Source organism: Ancylobacter pratisalsi, assembly GCF_010669125.1.
Classification (GTDB): Bacteria; Pseudomonadota; Alphaproteobacteria; order Rhizobiales; family Xanthobacteraceae; genus Ancylobacter; species Ancylobacter pratisalsi.
This window is the reverse complement of record NZ_CP048630.1, coordinates 78,704-94,446: the sequence shown is the minus strand read 5'-3', so window position 1 is coordinate 94,446 and position 15,743 is coordinate 78,704. Positions and strand designations below refer to the sequence as shown.

Genomic DNA, 15,743 nt, shown 5'->3' with positions numbered 1-15,743 from the left:
CTTGACCTGCAATCATTCGGCTGGTGACGGCTGCCCCATCGAGGCGCTTCATCGTGCTGCTTGGGGCGTCTTTATGGGACTTGGACGAGCGTGGGGGGTGGTCGTCCGTGACTGAAATGAGCGTCTACGGTGCTCTGAAGAAGGGATCGGGTGCCGGTCGTCTGGCGAATGTCGCGCGGCTGGAGCGTTATCGCGATCTGATTCGCGTCAGCCTGATGGTGGGCGCTGCGCTGATAGACTTGACGGCGATCGGTGGCGCGGGCGTCTTGAGTGCACTCTGGCGCTACGGCAATGTTGCCGTGGTTGGATGGCTGCAGTCGTTGCAGCTGCTGGCTCCATCCTATCTTGTCGTCGCGCTCGCACTGCGGGCGTATTCGATCGGCACGCTGCGTTCGATCACCCGATCGGTCCTTACATCGGCAATGGCGTTGTTGGGATCCTCGACGATAGCGCTGAGCGTGGTCTTCGCGCTGAAGGTCGGCGAACAGCTGTCGCGCTTTCAGACCGGTTTGACGATCGTGCTGGCATTGTTCCTGATGACCGGCTTCCGGCTCATCGGGGTCCGCCTCATTCGTCGCACCCTTCATGCCATCGTCGAGCAACGCATTGTCGTCCTGACGGACGGCGTTGGCGTAGAACGACGCGCCGGCAACAAAATGACCTTTCTGGTCGATGTGCGCACGGCGGGGATCGTTCCCGATCTCAGAGATCCGGCGTTTTTCGACAACCTTGGTCACATCGTGCGCGATGCCGATCGCGTCGTGCTGGCCTTCTCCGATCCGAGCGAGCGCCAGTCCTGGGCCGAGGCGATGCGGCAGACCGGCATGGATGCCGAGGTTGTTGCCGATCTCGGCTATGTCCGGCCGGTCGCGCTGAGTTACTGGCAGGACCACACCACGCTGGTCATTTCGCGTGGACCGCTCAATCTTGGCGAGCGCCTGCTCAAGCGCGCCTTTGATCTCACGGTGACCTGCGGAATCCTGCTGTTTGCCGGACCGGTAATCGCGATCTGCGCCGTGCTGGTCAGGCTCGATTCTCCGGGACCGGCGTTCTTCATCCAGGAGCGTACCGGGCGCAACAACCGCATCTACCGCTGCTTCAAGCTGCGCACCATGCGGACCGATCTCACGGACGCGCATGGCGGTGTCTCGGCCTCGCGCGGCGATGAGAGGATCACGCGGATCGGCGGGATACTGAGGCGTACCAGCCTGGATGAGCTTCCCCAGCTCTTCAACGTGCTCAAGGGCGATATGAGCCTCGTGGGCCCCAGGCCGCATGCGCTCGCTTCACGCGCCGAAGGGGCGCTGTTCTGGGACCTCGTGCCCGATTATTGGAGCCGTCACGCCATGAGGCCGGGCGTCACCGGACTCGCACAGGTGCGCGGCTTCCGCGGCGCAACCCATAGCCGTTCCGACATTGAGCGCCGCGTGGCCGCCGACCTCGAATATATCAATGGCTGGTCGCTCTGGCTCGACATCAAGATCCTTATCATGACCGTTCGAGTCGCCGTGCATCACAACGCCTATTGAGGACCGGCCAGGGTCGGATGCCTTTCTTGGGTCGTAATGACCCTGGACAACACTGAGACTGGCGCTGGCCGACGCCCTGCGCTAGGCAGCGGTCTTCCCGTCACCGAATTCGGGTTCCTCATGCTTGGCCGTTCACAGGGCTTTCGCGCCGCGCTCATCCTCGCGTCCTGCTTTTTGTCCGGCGCCGTTATGGCGGCGCCGGGGTGCGAAGGGAGGCTCGGCACGGCGCGCGTGCTGGAGGTCGATCCCCACCATTTGCAGGTCGGTACCAAGCAGTTTCCCCAGACCTTGGACCTTGCCGATGGTGAGGTGGTGCTGACCTTCGACGATGGACCTCGCCCCGGCACGACCTCGGCCGTGCTGAAGGCTCTGGCACAGGAATGCACACGGGCGACCTTCTTCGTCGTGGGCCGCAATGCGTCGGCCCATCCTGCTCTCCTGAAGCAGATCCTCGCCGGCGGTCACACCCTGGCCTATCACAGCCAGACGCACCCCATGACGCTCGCGGATCTGCCCTTCGACAAGGCTGTGGCCGACATCGAGAAGGGCTTCAGTGCCACCGACAAGGCCGCCTATGGCAGCGCGGGCGCGCAACCGCGCGTGCCCTTTTTCCGATTTCCCGGATTTGGGTCCTCGCCAGCACTTCTGGCCTATCTCGACAAGCGCGGGGTTGGCGTGTTTGGCGCAGACCTGTGGGCGGGTGACTGGAATCCGATGACCCCGGACCAGCAGCTAAAACTGTTGATGGAGCGTCTCGACCGCCAGCGGCGCGGAATCATCCTGCTGCACGACACCCGCGATCAGACCGCCAAGATGGTGCCGGCGTTCCTCGTCGCGCTCAGGGAGAAGGGCTATCGGGTCGTGCACATCGTTCCAGCGGGGCCGATGACCGCCGCAGCGCCACGCTGAAGGCTCGTCCCCGCTTCCGGGGGCGAACTTGAGCAGGAGCACTCATTTCGAGGAAGCTGCCCGAAGCTCTTGCCGGGCTGAGCCCGGCTATCTGAGCCGGGAAATGGTGCGGTCGAGAGGACTCGAACCTCCACGGTGTTACCCACTGCCACCTCAAGGCAGCGCGTCTACCAATTCCGCCACGACCGCACATGCCCGTTTGGTACCGTCGGCTGAAGTGGCTTCCGACGCGGGCGGGCATCGTCTAACAGATCGATTGAGGCTCCACAAGAGCCGCCATGAGCTGTGGACAGAGCTGAGATGTCGATGAGGGCTCCGTGGAGACAGGCCGGCCTGAAATGACTATCTGTTTGTCATGATGGAAAGCGTCATTTCCCAGCGGACAGCGCGCGACGGGTTGCCCACATCCTTTCTTGCCGAGAAGGGAAGGCCGCCCGTGCTTTGGCGCGTGGAGAGGGACCTGGTGAGCTATCCGGACGCACTTGCCGAGATGGATCGGCTGGCGGCGGAGATCGCGCTCGGTCAGGCTTCTGAGACGGTGTGGCTGCTTGAGCACCCGCCACTTTATACAGCTGGCACCAGTGCCCGGTTGGATGATCTGGTCGAGCCGAATCGATTCCCCGTCTTCGAAACTGGACGCGGTGGCCAGTTCACCTACCATGGACCCGGGCAGCGCGTAGCTTATGTGATGCTTGATCTGAAGCGTCGCGCGCCAGATGTGCGCCGCTACGTCGCCGCGCTGGAGGAATGGCTGATCCGCACCCTGGCGGCCTTCAACGTGCGCGGTGAGCGCCGTGAGGATCGCGTCGGCGTCTGGGTTCGCCATCCCACCAAGGCGGGTGAGGGCGAGGACAAGATCGCGGCTCTCGGCATCCGGGTGCGACGCTGGGTGACGATGCATGGCGTCTCGCTCAATGTGGAACCGGATCTCGCCCATTTCGGGGGTATCGTTCCCTGCGGTGTGCGCGAACACGGCGTCACGAGCCTGGTCGAACTCGGCCTTCCTGTGACCATGGAGGACGTTGATCTCGCCATGCGGCGGGAATTTGAGGTCGTCTTCGGCCCCACACGAACGCCGTCGGACTAGACGGTGGGCCGCACGGTGAAGTCGTCGGCGATGAATGTCTCGCCTTCACGGGGGAGGCCCGTGACCTCGATGTGGTCGATCCGCGAGGCCGGAGGTCCTTCGCGGCACGCGGCAATGAAGACGACGAGCGAATCAGGTGCGGCGTCGATCAGTGCCTCGACGGTGCCGTCGCGGCGGTTGCGTACCCATCCCGAATAGCCCTCGTGCCGGGCCCTTTTCGCGAGCCAGGCACGGTAGCCCACACCCTGGACCCGCCCGTGGATGACCAGACGGGTGATCTGTGGTGTCATGCTGCTCTCCTGTTGCTGACCGACAACGGCGCCGGACGCTTCGATTCCACTATGCGTGGAACGATTTGCGTTCGTAGGCGATGCTTCATAAGAACGGCTCCATTCAATCAATTCGAACGTCCGGCCGGAGTGCGGCATGAGCGAAGAGACCGATCTCGCCGTCCCGCCCCCGCGCGGAACGGAACATGAGCGCGACCCGATCGAGGTGCCGGGCTTCGTCGAGGCGGTGGCGGGCGCCGTCGAGACGCTGAATGTCGACGCGCTCCGCGAACTCGTCGCCGACCTGCACGAGAGCGATCTCGCCCGGCTTCTGGAAGCGCTGCCTGCGGAGGACAGGCCGCGCCTTGTTGAATTGCTCGGTTCGGACTTCGACTTCACCGCGCTCACCGAGCTTGATGAGACCGTTCGTGTCCAGATCCTTGAGGCCCTGTCGACAAGGACCGTGGTCGAGGGCCTGCGCGAGATCGAGTCCGACGACGCTGTCTACATCCTTGAGGATCTCGACGAGGCGGACAAGCAGCAGATTCTCGCCTATCTGCCGACGCCGGAGCGCGCCGCCCTGCAGCGCAGCCTCGATTATCCCGAGGAAAGCGCCGGCCGGCGCATGCAGACCGAGTTCATCGCTCTGCCGCCCTTCTGGACGGTCGGCCAGACGCTGGACTACATCGGCGAGACCGAGGGGCTGCCAGAGACCTTCTTTGAGGTTTTCGTGGTCGATCCCACCTATCGACTGAGCGGATCGGTGCCGCTCGACCGGCTCTTGCGCACGCGCCGGAACATCAAGCTGGATGAGGTCGTCACGCCGGATCGCCACGTCGTGCAGGCGACCGACGATCAGGAAGACGTCGCGCGCGTGTTCGAGCGCTACAACCTCATCTCGGCGCCAGTCGTCGACGAGAGCGGGCGGCTGGTGGGCGTGCTCACGGTCGACGACATCGTCGACGTGATCCAGGAGGAGGCCGACGAGGACCTGAAGGCGCTGGGTGGTGTCGCCGGCGACGAGGAGCTGTCCGACAATTTCTGGTACATCGCCCGCAGCCGTTTTTCCTGGCTGCTTCTGAATCTGTTCGCCGCGAACATCGCCTCCTTCGTCATCTCGATGTTCGAGGACGAGTTGCAGAAGATGGTGGCGCTCGCCGTGCTCATGCCCATCGTCGCGAGCCAGGGCGGCAATGCCGGGACGCAGACGATGACGGTGGCGGTGCGTGCCCTCGCCACGCGTGAACTGAGGGCCAGCAACGCGAAGCGCATCATCATGCGCGAACTGCTGGTCGGCCTTTTCAATGGTGTGGTTTTCGCTGTCATCATGGCAGCGGCGGTTTTCGCGCGGTTCGGGATCGCGGACCTCGGGGTGGTCATCGGTCTCGCGATGATCATAAACTTGGTCGCCGCGGCGCTGGGCGGCATTCTCATTCCCCTGGCGCTGGATCGGCTCAAGATTGATCCGGCGGTTTCCTCGGGGCCTTTTGTCACCACAGTGACAGATGTCGTCGGGTTCTTCGCGTTCTTGGGTATCGCCTCGCTGTGGTTCTAGAAAAGACGTCCTCCACGCGCGGCGATTGATTCGATTTCAATCGGAATTAACAATCACCCGCTACGCTGCGGCTGTGTTGTTGGAGGAGCGGATGAAGGCGCCCTTCGGACGCCTTCGCGGGTCTGCTGCCGGAGGCGACGAATCGCGTGGTGCGGCGAGTGGCATCCGAAAGGCGGACCTTGCGCGTGCCAGCGATCGAATGATCATCGCCGTGGCGCTTGTCATCGTCGCCGCGGTCATTGCCATGGGCGGCTTCGCCCTTGTCGCCGCCGAGCGCATCGATACGGTCGCGCGGGGGCGTTGGGGCAGTGTGGTCCTGGAGTCGCTTCAGCGTCGCGCGAGCGGGCTGCAACGGGACCTCTCAAGCTTCGCGCACTGGGATGAGTCCGTACTGCGCACCGCCTACTTTCTCGATGTCGACTGGGTCCACGAGAATTTCGGCCGCTGGCTCTACAAGACCCGGCGCCACAACCGCTCCTATATCGTGCTCGATGGTGGCGTTGCCTATGCTTCGGTCGACGGGGAGCTGACGCCGATCAACGAAGCACCCTTCGATGTCGATGCCATAATGCCATTGGTGCTCGGTGTTCAGAGTGCCTACGTCGCCCGGGCGGCGAACGCCGATGCCAGCGCCACCGGGGAGGTCAGGCGCACACGCGACCTACCGGCCGTGTTTCGCGCGGGCTACATGCGGGTCGAGGGCAAACCGGCACTTGTCGGCGCGATAAACATAACGCCCGATTATGGACGGGTCGTCCCGACCGCCAGCATGCCGCCGATTGCGGTTACTGTGGTGTTCATCGATGAGAACTTTCTCGGCGACATCATCGGTGAACTGCATATTTCGGACCCTAGGGTCTCCAATGATGCCCCCGACCCCAGCCGGCAGGCCGTGGCCATTCCCTTCTATGATCCAAGTCTGCCTCCGGCATGGCTGAGCTGGTTGCCGGAAAATCCGGGCGCGTCGTTGATCAGAGCGCTGCTGCCAGCCTTGATCGGGACGGCCGCGTTGCTCCTCGCCGCCGCCGCGATCGTTCTCTGGTATGCGCGCCGTGCGACGCAGGATCTGGCGGCCAGCGAGGCGCTATCCTCCCGATTGGCCTATGTGGATCCTCTGACAGGGCTCGCCAATCGGGCGATGCTGGCGCGCAGCATCGGCGAGTGGAGCGCATGTCATTCGGGGACGGATCGGTTCGCGATCTTCTTCCTCGACCTCGACGGATTCAAGGACATCAACGACACGTTGGGCCATCACGTCGGCGATCAACTGTTGACCGAGATCGGAAGCCGCTTGAATGCCTTGCCCATTCCCGTGGCGTTGGCCTCGCGCTTCGGGGGCGATGAATTCGTTATCCTGACACCGATCGGGCCTGACGATCAGGAGGTTGAGGCCGTCGGCGCGGTCATTCTCGCGGCCATCCGTCAGCCGGTCATGGTGGCGGACCAGACACTTGTCGTCAGCGGTTCGATTGGCGCGACCATCGTGCCGGATCATGGGACCGAACCGACCGAGCTGCTCCGCCTGGCGGATATCGCCGTTTATCGGGCCAAAGCGGACGGGCGCAACTCGGTCCGCCTGTTCGCGCCGAGCATGGAGCGCGATGTGCTTCACCGTCGGGAACTGGAGCGAGAGCTGCGACGTGCCCTCGATGAGGGCGAACTGACCGTGTTCTACCAGCCGCAGTTCGCGGCGAGCGGAGAGGCTGTGGTGGGGTTCGAAGCGCTGGTGCGCTGGAACCATCCCACGATGGGTCTCATCTCTCCCGGTGAGTTCATCCCAATCGCCGAGCAGACCGGGCTCGTGACCGAGCTCGACATGTGGGTGCTGCGGCAGGCCTGCGCCCAGGCGAAGGGATGGGGAAACACCAAGATTGCGGTGAACCTCTCTCCCGTGGATTTCCGCATGCGTGATCTGGCGGTGCAGATTGGCAGGATACTGGAGGAAGAAGGTTTTCCGCCCGAACGCCTGGAAATCGAAATCACGGAAAATCTGCTGTTCGGCAATCACCAGGAAGCGTTCGCCTCGCTCGCTTCGCTTCGCGCGATGGGCATGCGCATTGCGCTCGATGATTTTGGCAGCGGCTATTCCTCGCTCGGCTATATTCGCCGCTTCCGCGTCGACACCATCAAGATCGATCGGAGCTTCACCCAGAACATCGGACGAAGCGATGACGCGGCAGCCATCATTGACTGCGTGGTCCGTCTGGCGCGCGCGCTGGCGATCAACGTGACGGCCGAGGGGGTCGAGACCCGTGAGCAGCTGCGCTATCTGCAATCGGTTGGCTGCAACCACGTGCAGGGCTTCCTGCTGGCAAGTCCGGTGCCGCTATCGAGCGTCGATCGCTATCTGGAACTCGCCCGCCGCCCCGTTGAGCCGACGCCGCAGCGCCTGCACACGTTCGTCTGAAGCGGGTTCGTCGTAATGTTCTTCTACGCCTCGAAGATCATGTGGATGGTCTCCGTTCCCTCGACCTTCCTGACGTTGCTGGCCCTTGTCGGCCTGGCAATGATGCCGAGGTTCCGGCGGTTCGGCATGGCACTCATGGCCCTGGGGGTGATCGGGCTCGCCGTTGCGGGGCTCAGCCCGCTTGGGCGCGTGCTTATGCATGAGCTGGAGCAACGCTTTCCCCCCTTCGACGATGCCGGTCCCATTACCGGCGTCGTGGTTCTCGGCGGGGCTGAGCTGCCGGAGCTCACGGCATCGCGGGGGCAGCCGAGCTTCAACAATGCATCCGAACGCCTGCTCGCGCTGGTTGAACTCGCCCACCGCTACCCGGATGCCAAGATCGTCTTCGCCGGCGGCAGCGGGGCACTGATGGGGCAGACCATGCAGGAGGCCGACGTGGTGCGAATGGCGTTGCACCAACTCGGCGTCGATCCTGCGCGCGTGATCTTCGAGGCCAGATCGAGAAACACCGCGGAAAATGCCCGTAACGCGCGGGACCTGGTCAAGCCGCGTCCAAAGGAGCGGTGGCTGCTGGTCACTTCCGCCGCCCACATGCCGCGCGCCATCGGGTGCTTCCGTGTCGCGGGCTTTCCCGTCACGGCCTATCCGGTGGACTTCCGTACTACGGCGACCTTGACCTATGGGCTTTTCGGCAACGTTGCCGAGGGGCTCGATTTCGTCGACGGCGCCGTCCGTGAATGGATCGGGCTCGTGGTCTACTACTGGACCGGCCGCACCGACGCCTGGTTTCCCGCGCCCTGATCGGCCGGAGGCAATCCCAGCCGATAAACGCCCTTGAGCGCATCCGGATCGACGGGCTTGCCCTTCCGGTAGAGCACAAGGCGCCCCTCGCGGGCGAGGCGCAGGGCGGTCTGGCGCACCAGCGGAAGAAGGCTCTGCCAGTCCGGCCCGCTGGCCAACGCCCGGGCCGGCTCTTCCGGCGCAATGGTGCGTGGTGCATCCGGACGCCCGGCAAGGTCGAGGATCGCCGCCTCCATCGTTAATTCCGTTGGCGCGGGCTTGGCGGGCGAGCTGTTCGTCACAGGCTGTTCTTTCTGTTCTCGAGATCGAGAATCCAGTGCGAATCCGGGCCGAGCTGTCGGTTGATCATGACGAAGAAGATCGCGATCGTCGCCAGCATGAAGGCCCAGCTGTTGATGTACCAGCCGAGATAGCCGATGGCGAAGAAGAAGGCACGCTGGCCGCGGTTGAAGTTCCGGCCCGCCAAAGTCGCCATGCGCGCGGCTGCCAGCACATGTGCCTGCGCTTCTGGGGTGTCGGCTTCGGATGCGGGCGGCGTGGAGCCGACCAGGATCGTCGTGTAGTTGAACAGCCGGTAGGCCCAGGCGAATTTGAAGAACGCGTTGGCGAAGATCAGCGTCAGGCCGAGCGTCTTTATTTCCCAGCTCGAACGGGTGGGGGCGACGAAGGGCAGGTCGGCGAAGATCGCCATCACCGCGTCCGTCGACTGGAGAATCGCCAGCGTCGCGCCAATCGCCAGCAACGAGGTCGAGGCGAAGAAGGCCGTTCCATTCTGCAACGCAGCGACGATCTGGGTGTCGACGATCCGATTTTCGCGGGCCAGCATGCGGTGCATCCATTGCAGCCGGTAGATGTCCATGCGGCGGTTAAGGGTGCGCCCGTGCGACCAGCTTCCCTCCATCGCGAAATGGTAGCCAACCCAGACCACAGCGAAGATCGCAAACGCGATGGCGTCCAGATAGGTGAAGCCAAGCATGGCGATAGATCCGCTTCCTCGTGTCGCGCTTCATCTGCCACGCCGGTCGAATCGGTAACGTGGCCGCTACGTCAGTTTATCATTGGCGGAAAGATAGGCATGCCCCGGAACACGCCTCGGTATGCGTCGGAAGCGCGTCTGACGTGCGCCCGTTCCGTGGATTATGACGATTCCGCGATTGCGAACGCGGTAACGTTTCATTAAATAATGTTTCGCGAGCCGCGCTTCGGGAGTCGTTCCCGCGAAAGCAAGCGGCAGGTTTGATTGTTCCGGGGATCATCCATGAATTCCCTTTCCGAGCGCTCCTGTTGGGGAGTTGCGCGCTGGGCCGTTGTTGCCTTTCTTGTAGGCGTCGGTCTGGTCTATCTGTTTGGCGGCTTCCAAGCCGTACAGGTCGCCGCCAGTTAAGAGCGCGACCCTTCTTCGAGAAACTGACATGATGAATTGGGAACGGTTCGGCTGAAAAGCCGGGCCGTTTTCGATTCATGGTCCGGGGTCACCGAACGGCGGGTTGCAGGCCTGATCAATGAATGTGATCGCGCCTATGACGACACTGCATTTGCGCTCAGCGACGTGTCCGACGATGTTGGCGTCCGGATTTGTTGAAGCGGAGACGGGACGTGTCGCTCAAGCTGGTCATCGGCAACAAGAACTACTCCTCATGGTCGCTGCGCCCTTGGCTGGCGATGACCGCCTTCCACATTCCTTTCGAGGAGATCATGGTTCCGCTCGACACGCCTGAATTCAAGGCGCGGGTGCGCGAGCATTCGCCAGCGGGGCGGGTGCCGGTTCTCATCGACGGTGAGGCGGTGGTCTGGGAATCGATCGCGATCCTCGAGCACCTCGCCGAGCGCTTTCCCGACAAGGCGATCTGGCCGTCGGCAGCGGCGGCGCGTGCCCACGCCCGTTCGGTGGCGACCGAAATGCATGGCGGGTTCGGCGCGTTGAGGCGTGAGGCGCCCATGAACTTGTGGCGCCCGGTCGAGCCTCGCGCATTTCCCGAGGATACGCTCAAGGACGTCCGCGCCCTGCAACGCCGCTGGAACGAGGCGCGCGAGCGCTTCGGCGCGGGGGGCGACTTCCTGTACGGCGCCTTCAGTGCCGCCGACGCAATGTATGCCCCGGTGGCTACACGCCTGCGCACCTATGCGATCGAGGTTGATGCCGTGTGCTCGGCCTATGTCGAGGCGGTCCATGCCCATCCGGCCTTCATCGCCTGGAAGGAGGCGGCCCTCCAGGAGACGCATATCGTTGAGGCCGATGAGGTCGACTGGCCGCAGGTGAAGCGCGTATAGAACGCGCAGATATCGCGGACCTGACCATGCCTCTCCATCTTCTGAAACTCTGCGTCGGCGCTGAATCCATCCAGGATCTGGAGGAATGGATCGCGGAGAGCCTGTCGAGCCGGGCCGCACGCGGCGAGCCGGCTGAGCAGTTCCACACCACGCGCATGGTCCCAACCCGTACCGACGAATTGCTCGATGGTGGCTCTCTCTACTGGGTCATCAAGGGGGAGGTGGCCTGCCGGCAGCGCCTCGTGGCGATACGGCCCTTCGTCGACGGCGACGGTATTCGGCGTTGTCACCTCGTTCTGGATCCTGCCGTCCACAAGGTGGTGCCGCGGCCGCACCGGCCGTTCCAGGGCTGGCGCTACCTTGCCGCCAAGGATGTGCCGGCGGATCTAGGCGCGGCCGGCGACGACACCCTGCTGCCCGAGCACATGCGGCGCGAGCTTCGCTCCCTCGGCCTCATCTGAAGCCGTCGTTCCGTGGATCGGAACGAACCACATCGCCTCTCACGCGTTGACCTAACGTGAAACCGCAGAGGAGGCACCGATATGGTCCAGGATTCGGACGACCATCACGAATCGAGCCGCGGCGAATCTGTCGTGAAATCAGATACCAAGGAGCGTCAGGCTGCCGAGGTCAGGCCCATGCGCTACGTGCTCGGCATCGGGCTCGCGCTGGTCATCATCGGCATGGCAGTCAGCTATGTGAGCTTCACCTAACAGTCAGCCCGATACGCCGATGTTGTCGATGAGCCGCGTGGCGCCGATGCGCGCGGCGACCAGCAGTCGTATCGGGCCCTCGTCACGCGAAGCGATCGGCGCCAGGGTTTCGGCGTGGCGAGCTTCGAGATAGTCGAGGACAAAGCCGGCGGCGATCACGCTTTCGCGGGCTTCGGCGACTGCCGCGGCAATATCGGCTCCGTCAATGATGGCACGGGCTGCCGCCTGGAGAGAGCGGTGAAGCGCGGGCGCAGCCGCGCGTTCCTCCGTGCCGAGATAGACGTTCCGGGAGGACAGAGCGAGACCGTCTGGCTCCCGAACCGTCGGTACCCCGACAATGCGCACCGGCAGGTTGAGGTCGTGGCCGAGGCGGATGACAACCTGCAACTGCTGATAATCTTTCTCGCCGAACAGGGCGACATCAGGCGCAGTCTGGATCAGCAGCTTGGCGACGACCGTGGCGACGCCGGCAAAATGCGTGGGACGGAAATCCGTCTCCAGTCCAAGCGCCGGGCCTTCAAGGGATATCGTGGTCGCGAATCCCTTCGGGTACATTTCTTCTGCGTCCGGCACGAAAGCGAGATGAGCCCCTGCCTTTTCCGCACGATCAAGGTCCGCCTCCAGCGTGCGCGGATAGCGGCTGAGATCCTCCGTTGGCGCGAACTGCGTGGGATTGACGAAGATGGAGACGATAACGCGCTGCGCCAGCTTGGCCGCTGCCTCCATCAAGGCCGCATGTCCGGCATGCAGCGCTCCCATCGTTGGCACCAGCGCCACGGTGTCCCCCTCGGCGCGCCACGCGGCCACCTGAGCGCGCAGTTCATCGACAGTGTAGACGGGATGGATGGTGCGGGATGGACTCATGGCGTGACCTGTCGACTTTGTTCCGGCTGACGGTTCGATACGTGTGGAACGATATCGTCGCAACATTCGGGGTCTGAACGCCGCGACCGGCTGCCAGCCAGGGGGCGGGAAGCTAGCAGAGCGAGGAGGGTGGTCAACCGTTCGGGAGGCGGCTGTTCCCGGTGGCTGTTCCACCGCTACTATCGCCGCGAATCCGCGTTCAGGTGTTTCATGGCATCCGACAAGCTAAAACCGACTGCCCAGTCCCCGGCGCCAACTGCCGACGTCGCCGCGTTCCTCGCCCAGGTAAAGGCGCGCCCGCCGATCGCTGCAGGGCAGAGGGGACGCTTGATTTTTGCGCTCGACGCCACGTTGAGCCGTCAGCCGACGTGGGACCTTGCCTGCTCGCTCCAGGCGGAGATGTTCAAGGAGGTGGCGGCTATTGGCGGTTTGGACATTCAGCTGGTCTATTATCGCGGGATCAACGAATGCCGTGCGTCGCCCTGGGTTGCCGATGCCGCGAAGCTTGGCGCGCTGATGGGGCGGATCGACTGCCAGGGTGGGCGCACCCAGATTTCCCGCGTGCTGCGCCATGCCGCCAGCCAGATCGACAAGGGGCCGGTGGGCGCGGTGGTCTTCATCGGCGACGCAATGGAGGAACCGGTGGACACGCTCTGCGCCGAGGCTGGGCCTCTCGCGCTGCGTGGCATTCCGGTGCTGATGTTTCAGGAAGGGCATGACGCGGTGGCTGAGCAGGCCTTTCGCGAAGTGGCACGGCTTACGCGTGGAGCGTGGTGCCGGTTCGACGCCGGTGCGGCGGCGCAGCTGCGCGCCCTGTTGCTGGCAGCGGCCACCTATGCTGCCGGCGGCACCGCGGCGCTGACAGCCCTGGCTCGCTCGTCGGATGGCGCCCGCAGGCTCATCTCGGCCTTTGGTGACCGCCGATGATCAACCTGCTCATAGGCGCCGCCATCGTCGCGCTGCTCTATTACGGCCTCAAGGCCTTTGGCCGGGCGGATGCCAAGGCGCTGTCCAAGTTGGGACGCAGCGTGGGTGGAGGCGCGACGCTTCTCCTCGCCGGCTTTCTCGGCATGCGTGGCCACATCGAGACCGCGCTGCCGCTCGGCATCTTCGGGCTGTCGCTGATCGGATGGAATATCGGGCAGGCGATGCCGTGGTCGCGGGGACAGAAGACACCCGGAAAACAATCCAAGGTCCGCACCGCGATGCTCGACATGGTGCTGGACCATGACAGCGGACGGCTCAACGGAACGGTGATCGGCGGGCCGTTGAAGGGAGCCGTTCTCGACGGTCTCGACGTGGCGACACTGGCGCGGCTTGCGCTGGAAGTGGACCCGGAAAGTCGCCAGCTACTCGAAGCTTACCTTGACCGCCGGTCGCCCGGTTGGCGTGAAAACGCTCAACGCGACACGGGCGGGGGGCGCGCTCATCCGCCGAGCCGCGGCGCGATGACGGAAGAGGAGGCCTACCAGATCCTGGGCCTTGCGCCGGGGGCGGGGACGGACGAGGTCCGAAAGGCTCACCGATCCCTTATGAAGAAACTCCATCCCGACCAGGGCGGGTCGAACTATCTCGCCGCCCGGGTGAACGAAGCCAAGGATATCCTGCTCAACGGGCATTGATGACATCCCCGTCAATTCCGGAAGACCATGCAGCCGAAGTCCTGACGCTTCAAGGCCATGCAGGCCTTGCGCGCAGCGGACTCGGCATCGAACCCGGCAAAGCGGGCCCGCACGAAGCGGGTAGAGCCCTTGGTCGCTTCTTCGGTATAGGGATCCACTTTTGCGAGTGCGCTCGGCACCTTCTGCTGGGCCTTCGCGATCTGGGCGCGCGCATCCGCTTCGCTGCCAAAGGCGCCGATCTGGATCGCCCAGCCGGAGCGCGGCGTGACAGTCTTTTCGGCGGCTTCGGCGTCCTGACGGGGAATTTCGACCTGGCCAACGCTGGCGACCTGAACTGGCTTGATCGCCTTCTGTGCCGGCGCGTTCTTCACCGACGGCCCATCCGACTGGGCGCTGGAGAAGGCGAGCGTGCCCAGAATGCCCGGCTGGTTGCTGAACGAGGCGGTAGGCTTGGACGGGCGGGCAACCACGGCAACGGTCTTGACCGTCACAGGAACGATCGGCGCGACAGAGCCCACAGCCGGATTGTCAGCCGATGCGGAGGCGACAACTGCCGGGCGGGTCGGGGCTGCGAGCGGCACAGGCACCGAGGCGGTGGTGAGCTGATCTTCTTCGACAACCGCGACCTCCTCGTCTTCGGACGAGGGCATCTCGCCCGCAGCGGACGCCATGGCGAGGCGCGGATTCGCCAGGGGCACGGGAACCTCTTCCGGCGCGATGGCCGGCGGGGCCAGGGGCTTGGGAGCGGCCACGGCGACGACGGCCGGTGTGGGAAGATCGTCCGCGTCCACCGGCGCCCGGTTCATGCGGGCCACCATCTGCCGGCCGGAATAGGCGCGGGGCAGGGCGTCGCTGAGCAGGGCGACCATCCGGTTGTCGCGGGACGCACCGCTCTTGCCGCCGAGCACCACCGCGATGACGTAACGACCGTCACGCTTCACGCTTGTGAGGAGGTTGAAGCCGGATGCGTTGGTGTCGCCGGTCTTGATCCCGTCCACGCCCTCGACACGGCCGAGAAGGCGGTTGTGGTTACGGATGGCGACGCCACGATACTGGAAGCTGCGCTTCTCAAAGTACCCGTAATAGCTGGGGAACCGCTCCTGGATCGCGCGGCCGAGCGTTGCCAGGTCACGCGCGGTGGTCACCTGGCGCTGGTCCGGCAGGCCGTTCGGATTCACATAGTTGGTGCGCGTCATGCCCAGCTGGTGGGCGCGGCGCGTCATCAGTCGGGCGAACTCCGGCACCGAGCCGGAAATGTTCTCGGCGATCACGACGGCGACGTCGTTCGCAGAACGGGTGACGAGTGCCTGAATCGCGTCCTCCACTTCGATGGTGGAGCCGGCCTTCACCCCCAGCTTGGAAGGTTGCTGCCGGGCCGCATAGGAGGAAACCTTGAGCTGCGAATCCAGCCGAAGCTTGCGGGCATCGAGCTGCTCGAACAGCAGATACAGCGTCATCACCTTGGTGATCGATGCGGGGTGGAGCACCGTGTCGGCGTTGTCCTGATGCAGGACGCGCCCGGTGTTCGCGTCGATCACGATGTCGGCGTAGCCACGTTTCCAGCCGGAACTGCTCGTCGTTGTCCGAGAGACACTTGAAGCGCTGCGTGTCGATTTCTTCTTCTTCGAAGCCGCATCGGCCACGCCTGCGCTCAGCAGTGAAACCGCCAGCACCGCAATGCCCGCGCGCAAAAACTGTTTCCCGACAAACCCCGGA

At 64.2% G+C, this 15,743-nt stretch carries 16 protein-coding genes and 1 tRNA gene; 11 read left to right on the top strand and 6 right to left on the bottom strand.

Annotated features, from left to right (window positions below; genetic code table 11):
• Positions 1-116 precede the first annotated feature (116 nt).
• Positions 117-1,529, top strand: a complete 1,413-nt coding sequence (locus G3A50_RS00475; RefSeq protein ID WP_163073290.1) for an exopolysaccharide biosynthesis polyprenyl glycosylphosphotransferase — start codon at positions 117-119, stop codon at positions 1,527-1,529.
• Positions 1,530-1,649: 120 nt separating this feature from the next.
• Complete coding sequence (locus G3A50_RS00470) at positions 1,650-2,438, top strand: polysaccharide deacetylase family protein (RefSeq protein ID WP_163073289.1); 789 nt, start codon at positions 1,650-1,652, stop codon at positions 2,436-2,438.
• A 104-nt stretch (positions 2,439-2,542) separates the two neighbouring features.
• Here the strand turns inward: G3A50_RS00470 and G3A50_RS00465 are convergent.
• Positions 2,543-2,627, bottom strand: a tRNA-Leu gene (locus G3A50_RS00465).
• A gap of 169 nt (positions 2,628-2,796) precedes the next feature.
• On the opposite strand from G3A50_RS00465, the gene lipB reads away from it, so the two are divergent.
• The gene (gene lipB / locus G3A50_RS00460; protein ID WP_425483489.1) at positions 2,797-3,525 is read left to right on the top strand and encodes a lipoyl(octanoyl) transferase LipB; all 729 of its coding nucleotides are present in this window, start codon (positions 2,797-2,799) and stop codon (positions 3,523-3,525) included.
• On the opposite strand, the gene G3A50_RS00455 is transcribed toward lipB, so the two are convergent.
• The gene (locus G3A50_RS00455) at positions 3,522-3,815 is read right to left on the bottom strand and encodes an acylphosphatase (RefSeq protein ID WP_163073287.1); all 294 of its coding nucleotides are present in this window, start codon (positions 3,813-3,815) and stop codon (positions 3,522-3,524) included. The genes lipB and G3A50_RS00455 overlap by 4 nt on opposite strands.
• Before the next feature lie 136 nt (positions 3,816-3,951).
• Between G3A50_RS00455 and mgtE the strand changes: the two genes are divergently transcribed.
• The 3 genes from mgtE (at position 3,952) to G3A50_RS00440 (ending at position 8,557) form a co-directional block, all read left to right on the top strand.
• Positions 3,952-5,349 carry a magnesium transporter gene (gene mgtE / locus G3A50_RS00450; RefSeq protein ID WP_163073286.1) on the top strand — a complete coding sequence of 466 codons (1,398 nt, stop codon included), beginning with the start codon at positions 3,952-3,954 and terminating at the stop codon, positions 5,347-5,349.
• 91 nt (positions 5,350-5,440) lie between these two features.
• A complete protein-coding gene (locus G3A50_RS00445) occupies positions 5,441-7,756 on the top strand; it encodes a putative bifunctional diguanylate cyclase/phosphodiesterase (RefSeq protein WP_163073285.1) in 2,316 nt (771 codons plus the stop codon).
• 15 nt (positions 7,757-7,771) lie between these two features.
• Positions 7,772-8,557: a YdcF family protein gene (locus G3A50_RS00440; RefSeq protein ID WP_163073284.1), complete on the top strand. Its 786-nt coding sequence runs from the start codon at positions 7,772-7,774 to the stop codon at positions 8,555-8,557.
• Here the strand turns inward: G3A50_RS00440 and G3A50_RS00435 are convergent.
• Positions 8,515-8,793 carry a DUF3253 domain-containing protein gene (locus tag G3A50_RS00435; protein ID WP_163073283.1) on the bottom strand — a complete coding sequence of 93 codons (279 nt, stop codon included), beginning with the start codon at positions 8,791-8,793 and terminating at the stop codon, positions 8,515-8,517. The genes G3A50_RS00440 and G3A50_RS00435 overlap by 43 nt on opposite strands.
• Before the next feature lie 41 nt (positions 8,794-8,834).
• Positions 8,835-9,533: a DUF599 domain-containing protein gene (locus G3A50_RS00430; protein WP_163073282.1), complete on the bottom strand. Its 699-nt coding sequence runs from the start codon at positions 9,531-9,533 to the stop codon at positions 8,835-8,837.
• Between the two features lie 620 nt (positions 9,534-10,153).
• Here G3A50_RS00430 and G3A50_RS00420 point away from each other — a divergent pair.
• The 3 genes from G3A50_RS00420 (at position 10,154) to G3A50_RS22360 (ending at position 11,541) form a co-directional block, all read left to right on the top strand.
• Positions 10,154-10,828, top strand: a complete 675-nt coding sequence (locus tag G3A50_RS00420; RefSeq protein WP_163073280.1) for a glutathione S-transferase family protein — start codon at positions 10,154-10,156, stop codon at positions 10,826-10,828.
• A gap of 26 nt (positions 10,829-10,854) precedes the next feature.
• Positions 10,855-11,289: a DUF1489 family protein gene (locus G3A50_RS00415; protein WP_163073279.1), complete on the top strand. Its 435-nt coding sequence runs from the start codon at positions 10,855-10,857 to the stop codon at positions 11,287-11,289.
• Between the two features lie 81 nt (positions 11,290-11,370).
• Positions 11,371-11,541, top strand: a complete 171-nt coding sequence (locus G3A50_RS22360; protein ID WP_170308619.1) for a hypothetical protein — start codon at positions 11,371-11,373, stop codon at positions 11,539-11,541.
• A 3-nt stretch (positions 11,542-11,544) separates the two neighbouring features.
• Here G3A50_RS22360 and panC read toward each other — a convergent pair whose 3' ends face one another.
• Positions 11,545-12,405, bottom strand: coding sequence for a pantoate--beta-alanine ligase (gene panC / locus G3A50_RS00410; protein WP_163073278.1), 861 nt, complete (start codon positions 12,403-12,405; stop codon positions 11,545-11,547).
• 210 nt (positions 12,406-12,615) lie between these two features.
• Between panC and G3A50_RS00405 the strand changes: the two genes are divergently transcribed.
• Together G3A50_RS00405 and G3A50_RS00400 are read left to right on the top strand one after the other, a co-directional pair.
• On the top strand, positions 12,616-13,332 hold the full coding sequence (locus G3A50_RS00405) for a VWA domain-containing protein (RefSeq protein WP_163077144.1): 717 nt from the start codon (positions 12,616-12,618) through the stop codon (positions 13,330-13,332).
• Positions 13,329-14,027 carry a DnaJ domain-containing protein gene (locus G3A50_RS00400; protein WP_163073277.1) on the top strand — a complete coding sequence of 233 codons (699 nt, stop codon included), beginning with the start codon at positions 13,329-13,331 and terminating at the stop codon, positions 14,025-14,027. The genes G3A50_RS00405 and G3A50_RS00400 overlap by 4 nt, the downstream gene beginning before the upstream one ends.
• A gap of 11 nt (positions 14,028-14,038) precedes the next feature.
• Here G3A50_RS00400 and G3A50_RS00395 read toward each other — a convergent pair whose 3' ends face one another.
• Positions 14,039-15,718: a D-alanyl-D-alanine carboxypeptidase gene (locus G3A50_RS00395; protein WP_246251986.1), complete on the bottom strand. Its 1,680-nt coding sequence runs from the start codon at positions 15,716-15,718 to the stop codon at positions 14,039-14,041.
• Positions 15,719-15,743 lie beyond the last annotated feature (25 nt).

What these genes read in the sequence shown, in the direction of transcription:
- lipB (WP_425483489.1), top strand. Translation starts at nt 2,797, where the DNA reads ATGGAAAGCGTCATTTCCCAGCGGACAGCGCGCGACGGGTTGCCCACA.
- G3A50_RS00430 (WP_163073282.1), bottom strand. Translation starts at nt 9,533, where the DNA reads ATGCTTGGCTTCACCTATCTGGACGCCATCGCGTTTGCGATCTTCGCT.
- G3A50_RS00415 (WP_163073279.1), top strand. Translation starts at nt 10,855, where the DNA reads ATGCCTCTCCATCTTCTGAAACTCTGCGTCGGCGCTGAATCCATCCAG.
- G3A50_RS00455 (WP_163073287.1), bottom strand. Translation starts at nt 3,815, where the DNA reads ATGACACCACAGATCACCCGTCTGGTCATCCACGGGCGGGTCCAGGGT.
- panC (WP_163073278.1), bottom strand. Translation starts at nt 12,405, where the DNA reads ATGAGTCCATCCCGCACCATCCATCCCGTCTACACTGTCGATGAACTG.
- G3A50_RS00470 (WP_163073289.1), top strand. Translation starts at nt 1,650, where the DNA reads ATGCTTGGCCGTTCACAGGGCTTTCGCGCCGCGCTCATCCTCGCGTCC.
- G3A50_RS22360 (WP_170308619.1), top strand. Translation starts at nt 11,371, where the DNA reads ATGGTCCAGGATTCGGACGACCATCACGAATCGAGCCGCGGCGAATCT.
- G3A50_RS00445 (WP_163073285.1), top strand. Translation starts at nt 5,441, where the DNA reads ATGAAGGCGCCCTTCGGACGCCTTCGCGGGTCTGCTGCCGGAGGCGAC.
- G3A50_RS00400 (WP_163073277.1), top strand. Translation starts at nt 13,329, where the DNA reads ATGATCAACCTGCTCATAGGCGCCGCCATCGTCGCGCTGCTCTATTAC.
- G3A50_RS00475 (WP_163073290.1), top strand. Translation starts at nt 117, where the DNA reads ATGAGCGTCTACGGTGCTCTGAAGAAGGGATCGGGTGCCGGTCGTCTG.
- mgtE (WP_163073286.1), top strand. Translation starts at nt 3,952, where the DNA reads ATGAGCGAAGAGACCGATCTCGCCGTCCCGCCCCCGCGCGGAACGGAA.
- G3A50_RS00435 (WP_163073283.1), bottom strand. Translation starts at nt 8,793, where the DNA reads ATGGAGGCGGCGATCCTCGACCTTGCCGGGCGTCCGGATGCACCACGC.
- G3A50_RS00405 (WP_163077144.1), top strand. Translation starts at nt 12,616, where the DNA reads ATGGCATCCGACAAGCTAAAACCGACTGCCCAGTCCCCGGCGCCAACT.
- G3A50_RS00440 (WP_163073284.1), top strand. Translation starts at nt 7,772, where the DNA reads ATGTTCTTCTACGCCTCGAAGATCATGTGGATGGTCTCCGTTCCCTCG.